The following is a 19,957-nucleotide window of genomic DNA, read 5'->3' on the forward strand; positions in this document are numbered from 1 at the left end:
CGATGACAAATAAATACCAAAGCTATGTTTCTGTGGTTTGTTGGGAATGTAAAGTTTTGTAAAGTCGGAATATATACAGATTTTTCCGGTGTTTAGGCTGAGCTAGAACTGAGTATGCAAGGCTCCCAATTCGTTTTGCACCTGAGTTCTATCAATTTTATGCAGTTGTTCAAGAACCTGCGTGGTGACGAAAGCCGCGATTATTTCTGGCCGCTTGTCATACACATTTACATTCCCAATAGGGCAAACCAATCGGTCATGATTAAGTTCACTCCCGCTCTCACGTTTAAGCCAGTTTTTGAATGTGGCACGTTTTGTTTTGGATCCAATCATACCAACATATGCTGCATCATCACGTTCGAGGGCTTCTTTAGTAATAAGGAAGTCTAAAGAATGATCATGCGTCATTATAATGAAAACGCTGTTTGCTTTAGCTTCGCGAACAATGGATTCAGGCAGAGCAGTTAGGTGAGTTTGAATATATTCAGAAACCTGATCTAACTCCTCATTTCTACTGTCAATGAGCATTGTATTAAATGGTAGAAGAGATACAGATTCTGCTAGGGCTTTACCAACGTGGCCAGCTCCAAAAATATAGATATTCGGCTGTGCAGCGATTTCCTTGATAAAAATTTGTTCGCAATTCAGGCGCCCAGCCTCATCAAGAATTTCGAATTTGAGGTTCACCACACCGCCGCAGCATTGTCCAATGTGTGGCCCCAACGGGATCTGCATGTCTGTTTTAGCATCGTTAGCGCCGGAGAGCATATCTCTCGCGTGATTGATCGCTATGTTTTCCAGTTGCCCGCCACCGATCGTGCCATAAATTTGTGTATCGCTAACAAGCATCCATGTGCCTTGATCACGTGGCGTTGAACCGTGAATCTGATCAACTGTGATCATCGCAATGTTGGTGTGATTTTCAATAAAATTTTGAAATGCTGGTCGTGTCTTACGCATTGCGCTCGCCCCTCAAACGCTCCAGTGTCATGAGTACACGTTCAGGCGTTGCGGGTGCATCCAACCGAGGACAGTTTTTGTAATCATTCTCGGAAGCAATCGCCAAAGAGAGTGCCTCCAGCACTGATATTGCAAGCATGAAAGGTGGTTCACCAACCGCTTTTGATTTTTTGATTGTCATTTCCCGATTTTCGGACCAGTCAGCGAGTTCTACGTTGAATATACGAGGGCGATCAGAGGCGAGGGGGATTTTGTAGGTCGAGGGTGCATGTGTACGAAGTCGACCTTCTTTATCCCACCATAATTCTTCTGTTGTCAGCCAGCCTTGCCCCTGCACAAACCCACCTTCAATTTGTCCCTTGTCAATTTCCGAATTTAATGAGTTGCCGACATCATGAAGAATGTCGGTTCGGTCCACCTGATACTCGCCCGTTAATGTGTCGATGCTGACTTCTGATACCGACGCGCCATAAGCATAGTAATAGAACGGTCGACCTTTACCTGATGCTCTATCCCAGTGAATGTCTGGCGTTTTATAAAACCCGGCAGCTGAAAGTTGAACGCGCGCCATATATGCTTGATGTATGAATTCTTTAAAAGTGAAGCTTTTATCACCTATATTGACGGTATTTAGTGCGAAGGATACATCGTCTTTTTCTACTTTGTGTTCCTTGCAGGCAAACGTGACCAATCGTTCTTTGATTTGTTCAGCTGCATTTGCTGCGGCCATTCCATTGAGGTCGGAGCCTGAAGATGCTGCTGTTGCCGACGTATTTGGAACTTTTTCTGTGTCCGTTGCTGTAATTTTGATTTGATCAAGATCTACTTGGAATTCATCTGCCAGTACCTGTGCAACTTTGGTATTTAATCCTTGGCCCATTTCTGTTCCACCATGATTGAGGTGGATCGAACCATCGGTGTAGATATGTACTAGCGCACCTGCTTGGTTGTACCAAGTGGCGGTGAAGGATATGCCAAATTTAACGGGCGTGAGAGCAATCCCTTTTCGGATTATGCCCTTCTTATTATTAAATTCCAAAACTGCATCTCGACGGTTTTGGTAGTTGCTGGATTGTTCTAGCTGATCGACCAGTTTGGCGATAATGTTATCATCGACTGTCTGATGATAAGGCGTGATATTTCGATCAATGGTACCGTAAAAATTTGCTTTGCGAATTTCAAGCGGATCACGCCCAAGTGCGTAGGCAATCTCCTCGATTATGCGTTCGCCACCGACCATGCCTTGCGGACCGCCAAAACCTCTAAAGGCGGTGTTTGATACGGTATTGGTTTTTAAAGGTTCAGATTGAAGAAGTACGTTAGGAAAGTAATAGCAGTTGTCTGCATGAAATAATGCTCGATCAGTCACGGGGCCAGAAAGATCTGCGGAATTGCCGCATCGAGCTGCATAATTTGCATGTACGGCTTCTATCTTCCCATCTTCATCAAAGCCAACATCATAATCAATGACAAAATCGTGCCGTTTGCCCGTTGCAACCATATCATCATCCCTATCGGGGCGGATTTTCACAGCCTTATTAAATTTTTTGGCAGCGATTGCTGCGACTGCTGCAAAAAGGTTCGATTGCGTTTCTTTGCCACCAAAACCGCCACCCATACGGCGTATTTTTACGTTCACGGCATTGGAAGGAACATTTAATGCGTGCGAGACCATGTGCTGGACTTCGCTCGGATGCTGGGTTGAAGAGTACACTAAAACATCATCATCTTCACCGGGGATTGCCATGGCAATATGGCTTTCGAGGTAGAAATGATCTTGCCCTCCAATACGCATGGACCCCTGAATACGCTTGGGTGCCTGTTCAAGGGTTGTTGGAGCATCGCCTCGTTTAAGTGTAAGTGGTTCTGTCACATGCGGGTAACTTTGCTTTCGCGCTTCCAAAACATCGGTTAGATGAGGGAGTTGTTCATATTCAATCTTCGCCAAAGTTGCTGCATATCTTGCCTGAGCACGTGTTTTAGCTACGACGGCAAATATCGGTTGACCATAAAAATTGATATCTTGAGCAAAGATTGGATCATCATTTTTGCCTGTTGGGCTTATATCGTTAGAGCCCGGTACACTGTCTTTTGTTAGCACTCCAATAACGCCAGTTGCGGATTCTACCGCAGACAAGTCCATCTCTATAATCTTACCGTGGGCAATTTCAGATAGTCCGAGATATGCATGCACCAGTCCAGTTGGTTCAACCATATCATCAATGTATATTGCTTCACCTGTTACATGTTTATGGGCTGAATCGTGGTTTGATTTTTTCATACCAAACCCTCCAGAACTGCTTCACGAGTAAGTTGGTGTTGTTCGCCTTCTGATGTCATTTCTTTAAAGAAGCGCAGTAGTAGATTTTTAGCCACAAGCATCCGGTAGTCAGATGATGCGCGCCAATCGGATAGTGGGGCATAATCTTCTTCAAAAAATGCCATGGAAGTGGATATTGTATCCATAGACCAAGATTTTCCTATGAGTTTTTTTTCCACATTTGTTGCGCGTTTTGGTGTCGCGGCCATCCCTCCGAATGCAATCTTTGCATCGCTTATCATGCCATTGGAAATTCGCACTTTGAACGCGCCGCAGAGAGCTGAAATATCCTCATCTCGACGTTTTGAGATTTTGTAAACAGCGAAAAAATCACTTGGGTCAGGAATCGGGATATTTATTTGTTCCAGAAAATCGCCTGTTTTGCGGTCTTGTTTTCCATAGTCGATGAAGAAACTTTCGATTGGTAGACTTCTTTGTTTTCCTCCGCATCGCAGCCGCAGTTCTGCTCCTAATGCAATGAGTGCTGGAGGTGTATCGCCAATAGGCGAACCATTTGCAATGTTGCCGCCAACAGTACCCATATTGCGTACTTGCATTCCGCCAATGCGGTTCCAGAATCCTTTGAGTTGGGGAATGTGTTTTTCAACTACATCCTGCATGTCATTGTAGGTGACGCCGGCGCCGATGGAAATTTGGCTCGCGGAGACGTTGATCTCCTGCAATTCATCGAGATTGGATATGAATATGGCTGGTGTTATAGGTCGCATATTTTTCGTAACCCAAAGACCAACATCGGTGGAGCCAGCAACTATGGTCGAGTTGGGATATTTTACCCGCGCGTCTGCAAAGTCATCAAGTGAAGCAGGTACAATAAAATGTTCTTCTTCGAATTTGATGTCTACTCGTGCACTATCATTGAATGATTTCAGTTGGTTTTTAATTTCATCTCGTTCTGTTTTAAGCGGGTCATTTTCCGGGGTGTCTATGGATGAAATAGCTTGCGCAGCGTGAATGATTGGCTCATATCCTGTGCAGCGACATAAATTCCCCTGCAGAGCAATTTCTATATCTTGATTTCTAGGGGTGGGATTCTCCATCCACAGAGCGTAAAGCGACATAACAATGCCAGGTGTGCAGAAACCACATTGACTTCCGTGATGATCAACCATCGCCTGTTGTACCGGATGTAATGACCCATCTGACTTTTTCAGATGTTCGATCGTAACAATATGGCATCCATCAAGTGAGCCCAAAAAACGGATACAAGAGTTTACTGTTTCATAAATAAGTCTGTCGTTTGAAATTCGGCCAACTAAAACTGTACATGCCCCACAATCACCTTCTGCGCATCCTTCTTTTGTGCCTCGAAGGCGCTGTTCCAACCGTAAATAATCGAGCAAGGTTGCAGATGCTGGAATGTCAGTTAATCGAACTGATTTGTCGTTGAGCAGAAAATTGATGTGATTGCGTGTTTTGGGCAAGTGTTAGCTTCCTTTATAAGTCGAATAACCAAATGGAGAAACCAGCAAGGGTACATGATAGTGTGAATTTACGTCTGAAATTCCAAAACGTACGGGCACAGTCGTCAAAAATGCATTTGATTGAGTGCTGCCAAAATAACCACCTACGTCGAATTCCAACTCATAAACTCCGGTTTGCATAGCTCCTCCCTCAAGAAGGGGTGCATTGCAGCGTCCATCGCTGTTGGTTGTCACGGTTTTGATTTCTGTGCGATCTGTGCCATCAATTTTGCTAAGCTTAATCACCAATGATGCCGCAGGATTGCCGGAGGCTGTGTCGAGTACATGCGTTGTTAATCGACCAGTATTTTGTTCAGCGCTCATATTATCATCTCCAAATTTTGAACCGATCAGGATTTATTGCCCATTGCTGCAATGTACCATTCTGTGAGAAGTTTGCGTTCATGGTCTTCCATTGCAGTGATATTTGCCGGCGGCATCGCATGACTTCTAGCAGCTTGCAGGTATATGCTTTTTGCATGCCTAGCTATTTGGGCGTCTGTTTCGAGCAAAACGCCTTTAGGTGCGTTCAAAATGCCCTCCCAAACGGGTTCTTGCGCATGACACATCGAGCATCTCGTTAGCACGGTATCTCGCGCTTGTTCAAATTCAACAACATTTGCAAACTGCTTTTCATGGTCAGTTATTCCCAGCGTAGCTTCATCACCAGATAAAACTTTCGGAACCGTTGAAAGCCACATGATGATAATGAAAATGACAGCGGTGGCAAGCCAAGTCCAGCTCGGGTTGCCTTTGCGAGCGTGCTTTGTGTTGAAGTAATGACGGATGGTGACACCCATTAGGAATACCAACGAAGCTATTATCCAGTTATATTCTGTCGCGAAAGCGAGCGGTGCATGATTGGATAGCATGAGAAATATAACAGGAAGCGTGAGATAGTTATTATGCGTAGAACGCTGCTTTGCCTGAAGGCCAAGGGCTGGGTCGGGCTTTTTGCCTGCTATTAAATCCGCAACAACAATTTTCTGATTAGGGATAATGATGAAAAACACATTTGCAGACATGATTGTTGCAGTAAATGCGCCAAGATGCAGAAGCGCAGCACGACCTGTGAAGAGTTGAGTATATCCCCAAGCCATAGCGACAAGTACAAAGTACAATAGGATCATCAACCGAGTGCTGTCATTGCCCAGTGGTGATTTACATAGCAGATCGTAGATGATCCAACCAACGGCGATTGATGCCATTGAAATCAAGATGGCTACAGGTGTTGAAACATCAAGAACAGCGCGATCAATTAAAAACAACTCTGCACCAGTATAATAAACCAGACACATAAGAACAAAGCCGGAGAGCCAAGTGGTGTACGCTTCCCATTTAAACCATGTCAGGTGTTCAGGCATGGTTGCAGGCGCGACCATGTATTTCTGGATATGATAAAAGCCGCCGCCATGAACTTGCCATTCATCGCCAGCGGCTCCAGCAGGCAGGTTGTCGTGTTTGAAAAGACCTAAATCCAAAGCGATAAAGTAAAATGAAGAGCCAATCCAAGCGATAGCGGTGATAACATGAAGCCATCTGGCGGCAAATGTTAGCCAATCCAGTGCAATTGCGAATTCATACAAACTAAGCTCTCCTCTTTTCCTCATTTTCGCAGGCTTTGTTATCAGATTGAATAACAAGAAAATACAAGGACTTTCAAATAATAACAGATAATGCTAGTTCTACCATATGTCTTATGTAAATAATCTCAAAACATTTGTTCGTGCCTATGAATTGGGTAGCATGTCTGCTGCCGGGCGCGACTTACGTATTTCCCCTGCCGTATCAAGTAGCCGGATCTCGGAACTGGAGAAACACCTTGGTACACGTTTGTTTAATCGAACAACGCGAAACCTGACGCCCACCCAACAAGGGGAGTTGTTTTATAAAGGGGCAGTCAAAATACTTGATACCATCAACGAAGTTGAGGGCAGTATTAGCGAAATCACATCGCAGCCAAAAGGGACGATCTTCATTTCTGCTCCTCTTGGTTTGGGAAAGAAGTTGATTGCACCATTGGTGCCTTTATTTCAGGAGCAATATCCAGATGTAAATGTACGTTTGCGCCTATCAGATCGAAAGGTTGATATTACAAACGAAGGTCTTGATGCAGCTTTTGTGCTCGGGAATCTCATTGATTCAGAGCTTCGTGTGTTGCCTATTTTCGATTTTGACCGAATTTTGTGTGCATCACCTGATTACATAAAAAGGCATGGTATGCCGGATGGTGTGAATGAATTGTTTTTGCATGAGCATAAATGCCTTCTTTTGCGCTATCCCGGGTTGAAGGAGTTTTACTGGAGTTTGCAGGTTAAGGATGAAGTTCGTAGATTTGAGTTTGAAAGCCCGCTGGAAAGTGATGATAGCGATGTTTTAACATCATGGGCGATGGCGGGTTGTGGGATTGTAAACAAGCCAATTTTCGAAGTGCAGGAATATCTTGACCGTGGTGAACTTGTCGAGGTTTTGAAAAATAACCCGCCAACGAGCCTGCCATTCTCTTGCGTTTATCCGCACAAGAAGCTTCAAGATCCGAAAATTCGTCTATTTATAAACTTCATCGCGCAAGAATGTAAGAAGCAGATCAGGTAGTTTGAAATCCTGTAATCTTCTTCAAAAATATAAAGATAGTTAGAATGAAAATTTACGTTAAATTGGGTCAAATTCTGGAGGTTTTATCTTGAAAAGATATCCGCGTGATATGCAAGGGTATGGATGCGAAGTACCAAAGGCGAATTGGCCAGACGGAGCACATGTTGCCGTTCAATTTGTGATCAATTACGAGGAGGGTGGTGAGAATAATATTCTGCATGGAGATGCTTCATCTGAAGCCTTCCTATCCGAGATAGTCGGCGCTGCGGCCTGGGAAGGGCAACGCCATTGGAATATGGAATCGATTTATGAATATGGGGCAAGAGCTGGTTTTTGGCGCCTGCACCGTATGTTTACATCACATAATGTACCCGTAACGATTTATGGTGTGGCAACAGCCCTGCAACGTTCACCCGAACAGGTTAAATCGATGCTTGACGCTGATTGGGAAATTGCTTCGCATGGCTTGAAGTGGATCGAGTATAAAGATTACGCCAAGGAAGATGAACATTCTCATATGGATGAAGCTATCCGTATGCACGAAGCCGCAACGGGCGAACGACCAAGAGGTTGGTATACGGGGCGCTGTTCGGTCAATACAGTAGATCTGGTCGCTGAAGAGGGCGGTTTTGAATATGTATCCGATAGCTATGCTGATGATCTGCCATACTGGTATTCTCATGAAGGACGGGATCAACTTGTCATCCCGTACACATTAGATTGTAATGATATGCGTTTTGCCACCCCGCAAGGATTTAACTCAGGTGATCAGTTCTACACGTACTTAAAGGATACATTTGATACCTTGTATGCGGAAGGTAAGTCGGGTGCGCCGAAAATGATGAACATCGGCTTACATTGCCGGTTGATAGGTAGACCTGGGCGTGCTGCTGCGTTGGAAAGATTTCTTGAATATGCTAAAAGTCACGACAAGGTCTGGTTTGCTCGCAGAATTGACATCGCCCGACATTGGAAGGTCGAGCATCCGCCGCTTGATCAAAAAATCTATCCATCTAAGATTGATAAGAAGGAGTTTTTGGATCACTTCGGTGGTGTTTTTGAACATTCTGCGTGGGTTGCCGAGCGTACCTATGAGAGTGAGTTAAATCCTGCACATGATTCTGTTACTGGTATCCATGCGGCAATGGCTATTCAATTTCGTTCAGCAAGTGATGAGGAAAAATTTGGTGTATTAACCGCTCACCCGGATTTGGCTGGAAAGCTTGCTGCTGCGAAACGTTTGACCAAAGAATCCACTTTAGAGCAGGCAAGTGCCGGTTTAGATGCGCTGACAGATAATGAGCGGCGAATATTCACCGAGTTGAATGAAACGTACAAAACAAAATTCGGATTTCCATTCATCATAGCGGTCAAGGGCCTTACGAAATCACAGATTATGGATGCCTTTAAAAAGCGGATCGATAACTCACGCGATGATGAGTTTAAGACGGCGTGTCGGCAGGTGGAGCGCATTGCACTTTTACGAATTACTGATTTGTTAGATCCAAATAATTGAGAAAATTGATGAACAATCCTACATACTACGCCCCTAAAGGTGGACTTTCCAAACAAACGGATATGTTGACTGGTCGTGCTGTTTTTACCGACGCCTATGCTGTTATCCCTAAGGGTGTCATGCAGGATATTGTGACCAGTAAGTTGCCGTTTTGGGATAAGACGAGGGCATGGATTATCGCGCGACCGATGTCCGGGTTCGCTGAGACCTTCTCGCAATATATTGTTGAAGTCGCGCCTGGCGGGGGCAGTGAAAAGCCTGAACTTGATCAGAATGCTGAAGCTGTACTTTTTGTCGTTGAGGGTGAGATGGCGCTTACGCTTGATGGCGAACAACATCAATTGAAATCAGGAGGTTACGCATTTATCCCTCCAGCTTGCAAATGGGCTGTTCTGAACAATGGTCATGAGCATGTCCGTTTTCATTGGGTTCGTAAATCATATGAGGCAGTAGAAGGGATAGATGCGCCTGACGCTTTTGTAACGAACGAAAAAGATGTGCCGCCGACCCCTATGCCTGATACGGACGGGAAATGGGCAACAACGCGCTTTGTTGATCCTGACGATATGCGCCATGATATGCATGTTACTATCGTTACTTTGGCGCCGGGTGCCGTTATACCATTTGCTGAGACACACGTGATGGAGCACGGTTTGTACGTGCTTGAAGGCAAGGCCGTTTATCGGCTCAACCAAGATTGGGTCGAAGTAGAAGCTGGTGATTTCATGTGGTTGCGCGCTTTTTGCCCACAGGCGTGCTATGCGGGCGGGCCGAGTAATTTTCGTTACCTTCTATATAAAGATGTAAATCGCCATATGAAGCTTGGTTGGGTACAGCATGCAAGTCATTAAGATAAAGCCGTTAGATGAAAAGTCCTTTGCACCCTATGGTGATGTGATTGATTTCAATCGTAAGCCAGATTTTGCGATTAACAATGGCAAGTGCGATCGTTTTCATGATCTAGCTCAAGTCTCTATTTTAGGTGACGATGCGAAGCTCGGAATAAGTTTAGGTCGCGGTAGGCCATATACTTTGCCTTTAGAGTTAAACATGATGGAGCGGCATCCGCTAGGTAGCCAGGCGTTTATTCCCCTGGATAAAAAACCATTTCTTTTGATTGTAGCTGCTGACAAAGATGGTGCACCGGATGCCCCAATCGCTTTTATGGCAGAGGAAGGTCAGGGCGTGAACTACCATCGCAACACTTGGCATGCTGTTTTGACGCCGCTTGATGAACAGGGTGACTTCGTTATTGTTGATCGTATTGGCGAAGGGAATAATTTAGAAGAGTATTTTTTTGATACTCCTTATTTGATCAAAAATAGGTAATGTTGGACATTTCTATACTCTGTATATTTTTTTAACGGTTGAAATAAATAATAATCTGTAGAATAACATCCTCTTGCTCCTGTAAATATTGAGGATTGTAAAATGAGCTATTTGGGAATTGATCTTGGGACATCTGGTCTAAGGGCCTTGTTGATTGGCGAAGATGGCAAATCTATTGGCTCTGCGGAAAAACACTACAATGTTTCAAACCCTCAAGCTGGTTGGTCAGAACAAAATCCACAACACTGGATCGACGCACTCGATGGTGCAATAGGCGAGTTAAAAAAACAACATTCAGAATTTTCCGAATTGAAGGGCATTGGCGTTGCAGGGCATATGCATGGTGCGACTTTATTAAGTGCCGATGGCGCTGTATTGCGCCCATGTATCTTATGGAATGATACCAGATCCTACAAAGAGGCGGTTATTCTGGACGCGTTACCCAATGTCAGGGAACTATCTGGAAACATAGTTTTCCCCGGTTTTACCGCACCAAAACTTGAGTGGGTTAAAAATAATGAACCTGATATTTACGCTAAAGTTGCGAAAGTTCTATTGCCAGCAGCTTATTTGAACTTTTATCTAACTGGTTCATATGTTGCTGATATGTCCGACAGCGCAGGGACATCCTGGCTAGATTGCAGTGCAAGAGTTTGGTCTGATGAGTTGCTCAAGGCGGGGCATATGCGTCGTGATCAAATGCCCTCACTCGTCGAAGGGTGTGAAGTTTCCGGCGAATTAAAACCAGAGCTTCAGCAAAAATGGGGGCTTTCGAACACAGTTATTATAGCTGGTGGCGCAGGTGATAATGCGGCGGCGGCATGCGGTATTGGTGCATTAGACGAAGGGCAGGGCTTTGTATCGCTTGGAACGTCTGGCGTTATACTTGCTGCGCGTAACGCTTATGTCCCAGACCCTGCCACGGCGGTACATACATTTTGTCATGCCGTACCTGACCGGTGGTATCAAATGGGTGTGATGTTATCTGCGACAGACAGCTTGAACTGGTTGGCTGGTATTACTGGCACGAAGCCATCGGAGCTAACCAGTGCGTTGGGCGATAAAGTTTTACCCCCGAGTTCTGTTAGATTTTTACCTTATCTTTCTGGCGAACGCACGCCGCATAATGATGCTGAAATACGTGGTGGGTTCACCGGTCTCGCAACATCAACAAACCACCACGATATGACCCAAGCGGTCATTGAAGGTGTTTCATTTGGATTGCGAGACTCGTTGGCAGCGTTACAATCTACAGGTGCCAAGCTTGATGGATTAACAGCAATTGGAGGCGGGAGCGCATCTCACTATTGGTTGCAGTTACTTGCAACAATTCTTGGCCTGCCGCTGCATCTGCCAAAAGGACACGAGTTTGGAGCTGCTCTAGGAGCCGCAAGGCTTGGTCAAGTCGCTGCGAAATCGATAGCGCCAGAAGATGTTATTGTCGCGCCTGAAATTAGCCAAACAATTGATCCGGTATCAACCCTTCAACCACAGTTTGATGAAGCCTATCAAAACTTCCGTCTTGCCTATTCCGGATTAAAGGCGATCCAATAATGTTTGGTATTATCATTTATTCAGAAGTGACAGGATACCAGTAATTTGCAGCATCATTTCCACGTTTGATAACAACATGGTTATTTGCAAAGACTTTGTATGGATGGCTCCAGTCGCCGTTTGGCCATTGAACTCGAATGGTGGCGCGCTCTGCAACACCAAGACCAAAATGTGAAAAACCAGTTTGACCGGAGGCATGACCGCCACCAATTTGGATTGTTTTGCTTTGGTTTAGATTGCCGGTTTTAACGCTGATTTTTGCGCCCACCGCGCTAGGGTTGATGTCGCCGTTATCAAGCTCAATCTTAACCCAATTACCCATCGGGCGGTGTCCCCATTCAGTTTTCGCACCTTCGTTCAGGAAAAGACTGATGTTTGATTTGCGATTAACAACAACTAAATCAAGCATACCATCTGCATTGAAATCTTCAATAATAGCACCGCGCCCAACGGTATCTAATGCAATGCCCGCTTCACCACCTTTCTCGCTGAAGACACCATTTAGGCCGCCAAGAAGCATATTGTCGGGATCGTATTTTGCAAAGTCTGGCATTGCTTCAACGTTGCCTTTAGCGATGAACAAATCGCTGCGAGCATCATTATTGAAATCAGCAAACTGAGAATGCCAACCCGTCGAAGGTTTTAAATCATCACCAATATAAGGACGATGAGCTGTTGCACCCAGATCATACGCTATATCTCGATAGATAGGGCTTTCTTCATCCGCTTCCTGATCTAAGGATTGGATTTTCGTATCGCCCATCGATGTTAACGCATATTCAGGGAAACCATCACCATCAAGGTCTGCTTCGGCAATCCCCATTCCCCAGATTTTTAGTGTTTCCCATCCATCCGAACGCCCATAGATTTTTGGCATCTGTCCATCGGATATGTTCCAAAGTTGTTCTTCGCCGCCACGGTAATATTGCCTGTCGTTTGTAATACGCAAATCGGGCTTGTTTGACTTATTCCAATCGGTAAAAATCATTGATAAAGAACAAAAACCTGGTTCGAGAGATATTTGTTCACCGTACTTGCCCGTGCCATCAGGACGTAGAAGTATGTTTGGAGAACATGTTCCCCAAGGTGAACCGGGAGCATTGCGGTCGACATAGTTGCCAAAGGCGAGGGTGGGAAAGTCGTTTTTGCCTTCCCAAATAGCAGCAAAGCCTGTGCTCCATTCGCGTCCACCATTAAATGAAAGTCGATTGTTGTATTTTGTGAAGCTGCAATCAGGACCACCTTGTAGTATTTGGTTCGATCCAACGCGCAGAATGACGACATCCATATGTTCATCATTATCAATGTTTAATGGGTATGCTCCTACTACTTTAATAAGGCTTTTGCCGAGATCGAGTGCTTGCTTCTCAAAATTCAAATTACCTTCTGGCTTCGATCGATTGATAAATAGTTGAGCGTCATTGGTGCCGCCAGCAAGAAACAGGTCAGGCATTCGATCGCCGTTGCAGTCAAAGCTAGCAGCGCCGCCGCCAACAAAATATTCCCAAGGACCATCATATTGATGTTTAATGCCTGCGATAGCAGATTGTTCATTCATCGATGGAACATCAAATGGAAAATCTGTTTCTGCAAACGTAGGGGACGAGGTAAGTAGGAGGGCGGCTGTGAAGGAGATGATGTATTTACGCATTACTTGATCTCCAATGTTCGTAAAAATGCAATCAGCTGGCTTTTTTCACTTTCGGATGCGGCAAGATAAGCATCTCGAGATTTGCGCGCTGAACCGCCGTGGGCATCAATGACACTATGTAGATCGGCAAAATCGTTACGATGGCCATAGGGTGCCGTAGATCCAAGCCCCCAAAGTTCTGCAGTTATGAAAATATTACGATCTACAAATCGTTGTGACATAAGTTCGTTGCCAAACCCGTCTACTTGGTTATCCGTCATAACATGACGCTTTAGATCACCAAATAGAGGAACAAGAACCTGACCTTTTTCGTTTCGAGGTAGGCTTTGTGCCCACTCAAGCATAGCCAGATCATAGGTCGCCGGAGCTTCAACCTGAAAAGACTGTAGTGTACCTGCTACGTCAAATATACCGGGGTCATCGAATTGCAATGAGGTGAGTGGTAAAGCAGGCACATGGCAAGAGGTGCAGCCCAAGTCATCAAACTTTGTCTCACCTTTGAGTGCAGCTTCTTTCCAAAGAGTATTTTCAGGTTCGACCTTAACAGGAGGTCGCAACGTTGCTTGCCATGCTACTAAGGCCGAGATATCTGCATGACTAAGTTCGAGTTTATATCCATCCTCATCAAAATCAAGTTCACCTGTCCAGCGTGTTCCAAAGCGTTCTGTAGCTTGCATGCCGTGGTGGTGATTTGCTGCATTGACTGTAAACTGGCGAAGGGATGTCATGACGCCTTTTTGACTAAATGGTCTGATAACAAGATCGCTGTCGATGCCGTCTAGTTCCGTCAAGTCTATCAAGCCATCTGAATGAGCTGTTATGAAGCCGAAAGATATGCCTTTTGATGTGAGTTTTTGGCGGATGGACTCATTTTGATTTTTTGCCTTGCGAAGGGCTTGCGCGCGTATTTCGATGAGTTCTGAACTCATCTCTCTTGCTAATAATTCAATGAGGCCCGCGCCGAATAAGTGATTTGTTCCTCGCTCATTTGAGAATTGCGGGTTGGTTGAATCAAAGTCAGAATTAGTAAAACCCTCGGAGACAAAAACGTTGGTTACGAAATCTCCGGCACCGCCCATGAATGGTTCATTGTGGCAAGCAGCACATGATCCAGAATCCGATCCTGATGTTCTGGCGAATAAATTTTGTGAGATTCGCCGCGCTTTGGTGGGAAGTATTGCCGCTGTTGCTTTGGGTCGCCCAACGCCATCTTGTGTGGTAAACTTCGCCGCAAAGAGATCCTCACCAGTTTTGACAAGTTTATCCAACTCCGCACGTCCAAGAAATCCGCGTGGCATTTTTTTAATGCTGCCAATTGCTTCGGTGCGCTCTTCCCACGGGGTGGCGTTTTCCGCAAAGGTGGGTTGAGCTGATAAAATGGCGGCGCAGCTGAGAAGAACAATATGACGCATTACGTTTGTTTCCAATAGATTGCAGTTCGATCTGAGATAGTATTATTATCAAGGTCACTCAGGCAGCTCTGGGCATTGCCATAGAAAATTAATTCACTTTCATCGGGATGAAGCGAAATTTCGGGCATTTTTTCACGCCGAATTTGTAAGTTGTTTTTAATGCCGTTTAAGATGGCTTCTTGCATAAGGTCGTAAAAGGAAATTCCAGCGCCAGTAATAGCTATTGGCATGGGACCTAAAAGCGTGAGAAGTCGACCTATGCCAAGCCCTATAGCTTCTCCTGCCATTCGAAATGCGTATTCGCTCATGCGGTCACCTTGACGAGCACGGACTGCAATTTTTTCGATTTCAGCTGACGGTATGAATTTTGCCGGAATGGTGTTCTTGTCGACCTCAAATGCTGTTCGCAATATTCCGTAATACCCCGCATAGGCTTCGATACATCCGTGTGAGCCGCAACGGCAAACTGGACCATTGCTTATATGCATCATATGCCCAAAAGGGGGAGCAAATGCCGTTATCCGGCCATCCGGTTCTTGTGTCGCTATGCCAAGACCAATGGAATGATTGAGTGACAGAACAGCAATTTGTTTTCTTTCTTGAGCAGATGGGTCTGCTGCGATTTTGCGCATTACCGCTTGTGCCGCAAATTGGGTGTCGTTGGTTAAGCGGATCTGACCTGACCAATCCTTTGAAAGTAAGGCTTCAAAGTCGATCGTTTGATCTTCAAAAACGGGCGACCAGTTTAACTCTGGTTTGCCGCGCGTTACCAAACCTTTGGTCGCAATAGATATTGTTAAGATTCGATCATGATTAAGTTTGGCCCGTTCTGCTAATCTTTTAAGGCCAGCCTTAAAACGGGCGCAGAATTCATCGACACCTGTTTCTTCGGGAGGACGCTTCTCCTCAAATCGATCCTTCATTACGCCTGAATAGTCTATCAGGGAATATTGGAGTGTCTCCGAAGTGATTCTAACTGTAGCAATATAGGCAGCTTCAGGGTTTTGACGTAGTTTAACACGAGGTCTTCCGCGTCCTGATGCAGGAGCCTGTTCAACGCGTTGGAGAACGTTTTCCTTCTCCAGCTCTGTGGTTATGGCTGAGATTGTTGCGGAGCTAAGGCCTGACCATTCAGAGATTTCAGTGTGAGAAACCGCACCCAAACGACGCAGGGCCGATAAGACAATACCGCGGTTTTGCATTCTTAAAGATTCGGTACTTGCTTTCATTAACATACGACGTTTTTGCCTGCTAAATTTTTTTCGAAACTATATCCAACTTTTCCATAATGTCAATTTTCTCGATACTCGAAATAAATGCTGTTGACTCCCAATTAAAACTCTGGCAATTATTTTCTTGGCTGTCGAGAAAAATAACTTCTTCGGTCGATTTTTTAAGGTAAATGTAAAATTGTGCATCATGCGCTCTTTACAAAATAGTCATTTGGGAGGGATTCAAATGAAAAAATTCGCAACTATGTTGCTTGCTAGTGCTGCCCTATCTGCAGCTCTACTTGGTGGTGCTGTCGCTAAAGACAAAAAAATTGGTGTATCTTGGGCAAGTTTCCAAGAGGAGCGCTGGAAAACAGATGAGGCGGCTATTGTTGCTGCAATCAGCGCAGAAGGAAACGAATATGTTTCTGCTGATGCTGAATCATCATCTGCAAAGCAATTGACTGATATCGAAGCGCTGATTGCGCAAGGTGTCGATGTTTTGATCATTAATGCATGGGACAAAGATGCAATTGCTCCTGCAATTGAAGCTGCTGCCAACGAAGGCATCCCAGTTATCGGTTATGATCGTTTGATCGAAGATGTCCGTGCATTCTATCTTACATTTGATAATATTGGCGTTGGTCGTATTATCGCTAAATCAGTTCAAGCTGTTCAACCGACAGGAAACTATGCGATCATCAAAGGTGATCCGGGTGATCCAAATGCGGCATTCTTGCTGCAAGGTATGATGGAAGTTATCGGTGCGGATGTTGATGCTGGCAAAATCAAAATTGTTGGTGAAGCATTCTCAGATAGTTGGAAGCCGGAAAACGCTCAAAAGAATATGGAGCAAATTCTAACTGCAAATGATAACAATGTTGATGCTGTACTATCCGAGAATGATGGCATGGCCGGAGGTGTTGTTGCTGCATTGAGTGCTCAAGGTTTGGTAATCCCAGTGGGTGGCCAAGATGGCGATTTGGCTGCGATTAACCGCGTGGCACGTGGTACTCAAACTGTTTCAGTTTGGAAAGATGCACGTAACTTGGGTAAAGCAGCAGGCGAGATTGCATCAGCTTTAGCTGAAGGTGCATCTATGGATAGTATTGAAGGCGCTGTTAAATTTACCGGTGGTGAGAAAGGTATTGCGATTAACGCAATTCTTCTTGAGCCAACTCCTTTGACAAAAGATAACTTGAGTATCGCAATTGATGGCGGTCATATCTCCAAAGAGCAGGCATGTGCTGGCGCTCAAGATGGTGTTGATGGCTGTTAATTAATCCAGGTAAATTCTCCGCGCTAGCGTCCGCTAGCGCGGAGTTTTTTATGAAATTCAAGTTACAGGATATGTCCGGTGAGCGAACCAGTTAAAAAACATGGCGCTGAAGAGATAGATAACCCCAGCGTTTTTTCTCGATTTTTACAAGCAACCGAACTTGATGTTCGGCTAATTGGCATGCTTGGTGCCCTTATCATTATATGGGTGGGATTTCACCTTTATGGTGAAGCATTCAATGATGGGGGGCGATTTTTAACCCCACGTAACCTATGGAATCTATCCGTTCAAACAGCCTCGATCGGTGTGATGGCGACAGGAATGGTTTTGGTTATTATCACACGTAACATTGACCTTTCAGTTGGGTCCATGATCGGAGTGATCGGCATGGCAATGGGCCTGCTACAGGTTGAAATTCTTCCGCAGTATTTGGGTTTGGGGCATTGGTCCATTTGGATAATAGCAGTGTTTTCTGGTCTGATCCTGGGTGCAGCAATTGGTGCATTTCACGGATGGTTGATTGCTTATCGCGATATTCCTGCATTCATTGTCACTCTAGGTGGATTGATGTTTTGGCGGGGTATGGCGTTCCAGGCGGCTGATGGACGGACGATTTCACCTGTTGATCCAACCTTCGCATTATTAGGCGGCGGGCCATACGGTTCCATTGGCGCCACTGCGAGTTGGATTGTCGGTTTGCTAGCCTGTGTCGGTGTGATCTATATGCTCTATTCTGCGCGCCAGTCGCGTAAAAGGCACCAGTTTAAATTGCGACCAATGTGGGCTGAGGGCTTTCTGGCAACAGTTGGCTGTATTGCCATTGTTGCATCTGTGATGCTGGTGAATGCTTATCCTTTGCCAAAAGGTATCTTGAGAAAGATAGGCCGCGAAACAGGTCAGAACCTTGAGGGCGCGTTTATCAGTCATGGCTTTGCTATCCCAGTTTTAATCTTGGTTGCAGTTGGTATTTGTATGACATTCTTGATGATTAGAACCAGGTTCGGGCGATATGTTTATGCCATTGGTGGTAATCCTGAGGCAGCCGCTTTGGCTGGTATCAACACAAAGTGGATGACTTTAAAAATATTTGCTTTGATGGGAATGTTAACGGGAATAGCAGCCGTAATTGCTTCGGCTCGTTTGAATTCCGCAACCAATGCTCTAGGCACTTTAGATGAGCTTTACGTGATTGCAGCTGCGGTAATCGGTGGAACTTCGCTAGCTGGTGGAATGGGGACTATTTATGGTGCCATTTTGGGTGCCTTGGTTATGCAAAGTCTACTCTCAGGCATGGTTCTGATTGGGTTTGATTCATCCATTCAGCGCATGGTTGTTGGTTCGGTCCTCGTTGTCGCCGTTTGGGTCGATACAGTTTACCGCAAAAGAGCGAAGTAAGGAGATTATGATGTCTAAAGAAACAAATAATGCGGTTCCGCTGATAAAAATGACAGATATCTCCATTGCTTTTGGAGGCATTAAGGCCGTTGATCACGTTGATATAGATTTATTCCCGGGTGAGGTGGTTGCTGTTTTAGGCCACAATGGTGCGGGCAAGTCTACTTTGATCAAAATGCTGTCAGGTGCTTATAAGCGTGACACGGGAGATATTTATGTAAATGGCGAGTTAGCCGACATAAAAAATCCACGAGATGCAAAGAAATATGGAATTGAAACGATTTACCAAACCCTAGCCGTGGCCGACAATGTAGACGCTGCTGCTAACCTTTATCTGGGTCGAGAAATTTTGACGAATTTTGGAACTTTGGATGATACTGCAATGGAAGCAGAGGCGAGGCGAGTTATGGGTCGTCTTAATCCAAACTTTCAACGCTTTAAGGAGCCGGTAAGTAAATTATCCGGTGGTCAAAGGCAATCAGTTGCCATTGCTAGAGCTATTCTTTTCAATGCTCGAATCTTGATTATGGATGAACCGACGGCTGCCCTTGGACCTCAGGAAACTGAGCAGGTTGGCGAGCTGATCCATCAACTTAAAAAAGATGGCATCGGGATATTCCTTATCAGCCATGATATTCATGATGTGTTTGATCTGGCAGATCGTGTGGCTGTGATGAAGAACGGGCAAGTGGTTGGTTATGCCAGAACAGAAGATGTAACCAAGGATGAAGTACTTGGTATGATCATTTTGGGTAAATGCCCTCCTGCTGCGATACCGGGACCAGGCGCAATGAAAGAGTAATGGTAGAGCTTTCTTTGTGCTAGTTGTCACGAAGATCTATGAATAAGGAACGGCTGTTTAACGTGAATGTTCTCGTTTAATGGCCGTTTTTTGTGATCTGTTCATACCAAACATACACATTTTAGCGAATCTATTTCGGCATATTGATAAACGCCGATGCATCGATGATATCGATAACACATTTTATTCACAGATCGTGTATTTTATTTTTTTGAATTAAAACAATAAGTTAAATCGATTAAACAAAATATTTAGAGACATTAAGTTCTGGCGAGTTGTTGTTATATGCCGAAAAAATGAATATTAACCCCTTGAGTTTATTAATGAGTTAGACGAAAACCATGCGTAAGACAGGGCAATGTTGGGTTATGATGTTGCCTCTGGAAGTAGTCATCTACTGATATTTTTGGGAATATAACGATGTGCTTGGCACTTTAATAGTCGAGCAGATG

Annotated in this window: 16 protein-coding genes; 8 read left to right on the plus strand and 8 right to left on the minus strand. The window is 44.8% G+C overall.

The window, feature by feature from the left end; translation table 11 throughout:
* Positions 1-102: 102 nt before the first annotated feature.
* The 5 genes from xdhC to AB2J24_RS00820 are packed head-to-tail and all read right to left on the minus strand — an operon-like array spanning position 103 to position 6,347.
* Positions 103-960, minus strand: a complete 858-nt coding sequence (xdhC, locus tag AB2J24_RS00800; protein WP_367384084.1) for a xanthine dehydrogenase accessory protein XdhC — start codon at positions 958-960, stop codon at positions 103-105.
* Positions 953-3,241, minus strand: coding sequence for a xanthine dehydrogenase molybdopterin binding subunit (gene xdhB / locus AB2J24_RS00805; RefSeq protein ID WP_367384085.1), 2,289 nt, complete (start codon positions 3,239-3,241; stop codon positions 953-955). The genes xdhC and xdhB overlap by 8 nt, the downstream gene beginning before the upstream one ends.
* Positions 3,238-4,722 carry a xanthine dehydrogenase small subunit gene (xdhA, locus tag AB2J24_RS00810; RefSeq protein WP_367384086.1) on the minus strand — a complete coding sequence of 495 codons (1,485 nt, stop codon included), beginning with the start codon at positions 4,720-4,722 and terminating at the stop codon, positions 3,238-3,240. The genes xdhB and xdhA overlap by 4 nt, the downstream gene beginning before the upstream one ends.
* Positions 4,723-4,725: 3 nt before the next feature.
* Positions 4,726-5,085 carry a hydroxyisourate hydrolase gene (uraH, locus tag AB2J24_RS00815; protein WP_367384087.1) on the minus strand — a complete coding sequence of 120 codons (360 nt, stop codon included), beginning with the start codon at positions 5,083-5,085 and terminating at the stop codon, positions 4,726-4,728.
* 26 nt (positions 5,086-5,111) lie between these two features.
* Complete coding sequence (locus AB2J24_RS00820) at positions 5,112-6,347, minus strand: urate hydroxylase PuuD (protein ID WP_367384088.1); 1,236 nt, start codon at positions 6,345-6,347, stop codon at positions 5,112-5,114.
* Positions 6,348-6,453: 106 nt separating this feature from the next.
* On the opposite strand from AB2J24_RS00820, the gene AB2J24_RS00825 reads away from it, so the two are divergent.
* The 5 genes from AB2J24_RS00825 (at position 6,454) to xylB (ending at position 11,755) form a co-directional block, all read left to right on the plus strand.
* A complete protein-coding gene (locus AB2J24_RS00825) occupies positions 6,454-7,356 on the plus strand; it encodes a LysR family transcriptional regulator (protein WP_162652757.1) in 903 nt (300 codons plus the stop codon).
* 109 nt (positions 7,357-7,465) lie between these two features.
* Positions 7,466-8,872: an allantoinase PuuE gene (puuE, locus tag AB2J24_RS00830; protein WP_367384495.1), complete on the plus strand. Its 1,407-nt coding sequence runs from the start codon at positions 7,466-7,468 to the stop codon at positions 8,870-8,872.
* Positions 8,873-8,880: 8 nt separating this feature from the next.
* Positions 8,881-9,723, plus strand: coding sequence for a bifunctional allantoicase/(S)-ureidoglycine aminohydrolase (locus AB2J24_RS00835; RefSeq protein WP_367384089.1), 843 nt, complete (start codon positions 8,881-8,883; stop codon positions 9,721-9,723).
* Positions 9,710-10,201, plus strand: a complete 492-nt coding sequence (locus tag AB2J24_RS00840; protein WP_367384090.1) for an ureidoglycolate lyase — start codon at positions 9,710-9,712, stop codon at positions 10,199-10,201. Before AB2J24_RS00835 ends, AB2J24_RS00840 begins: the two co-directional genes overlap by 14 nt.
* Before the next feature lie 102 nt (positions 10,202-10,303).
* Complete coding sequence (gene xylB / locus AB2J24_RS00845; protein WP_367384091.1) at positions 10,304-11,755, plus strand: xylulokinase; 1,452 nt, start codon at positions 10,304-10,306, stop codon at positions 11,753-11,755.
* A gap of 16 nt (positions 11,756-11,771) precedes the next feature.
* On the opposite strand, the gene AB2J24_RS00850 is transcribed toward xylB, so the two are convergent.
* From AB2J24_RS00850 to AB2J24_RS00860, 3 genes are read right to left on the minus strand one after another with little or no spacing between them, the layout of a single operon-like run.
* The gene (locus AB2J24_RS00850) at positions 11,772-13,406 is read right to left on the minus strand and encodes an ASPIC/UnbV domain-containing protein (protein WP_367384092.1); all 1,635 of its coding nucleotides are present in this window, start codon (positions 13,404-13,406) and stop codon (positions 11,772-11,774) included.
* A complete protein-coding gene (locus tag AB2J24_RS00855; RefSeq protein ID WP_367384093.1) occupies positions 13,406-14,818 on the minus strand; it encodes a di-heme oxidoredictase family protein in 1,413 nt (470 codons plus the stop codon). Before AB2J24_RS00855 ends, AB2J24_RS00850 begins: the two co-directional genes overlap by 1 nt.
* Positions 14,818-16,053 (minus strand): ROK family protein, encoded by a 1,236-nt coding sequence (locus AB2J24_RS00860; protein ID WP_162652751.1) that lies wholly within the window; start codon positions 16,051-16,053, stop codon positions 14,818-14,820. Before AB2J24_RS00860 ends, AB2J24_RS00855 begins: the two co-directional genes overlap by 1 nt.
* A 223-nt stretch (positions 16,054-16,276) precedes the next feature.
* On the opposite strand from AB2J24_RS00860, the gene AB2J24_RS00865 reads away from it, so the two are divergent.
* From AB2J24_RS00865 to AB2J24_RS00875, 3 genes are all read left to right on the plus strand, one after another.
* Positions 16,277-17,308 carry a substrate-binding domain-containing protein gene (locus AB2J24_RS00865; RefSeq protein ID WP_367384094.1) on the plus strand — a complete coding sequence of 344 codons (1,032 nt, stop codon included), beginning with the start codon at positions 16,277-16,279 and terminating at the stop codon, positions 17,306-17,308.
* Positions 17,309-17,386: 78 nt separating this feature from the next.
* Positions 17,387-18,703, plus strand: coding sequence for a sugar ABC transporter permease (locus AB2J24_RS00870; RefSeq protein ID WP_367384095.1), 1,317 nt, complete (start codon positions 17,387-17,389; stop codon positions 18,701-18,703).
* Positions 18,704-18,713: 10 nt separating this feature from the next.
* A complete protein-coding gene (locus AB2J24_RS00875) occupies positions 18,714-19,505 on the plus strand; it encodes an ATP-binding cassette domain-containing protein (RefSeq protein WP_162652749.1) in 792 nt (263 codons plus the stop codon).
* Positions 19,506-19,957: the final 452 nt, after the last annotated feature.

This window comes from Lentilitoribacter sp. EG35 (assembly GCF_040784015.1).
Classification (GTDB): domain Bacteria; phylum Pseudomonadota; class Alphaproteobacteria; order Rhizobiales; family Rhizobiaceae; genus Lentilitoribacter.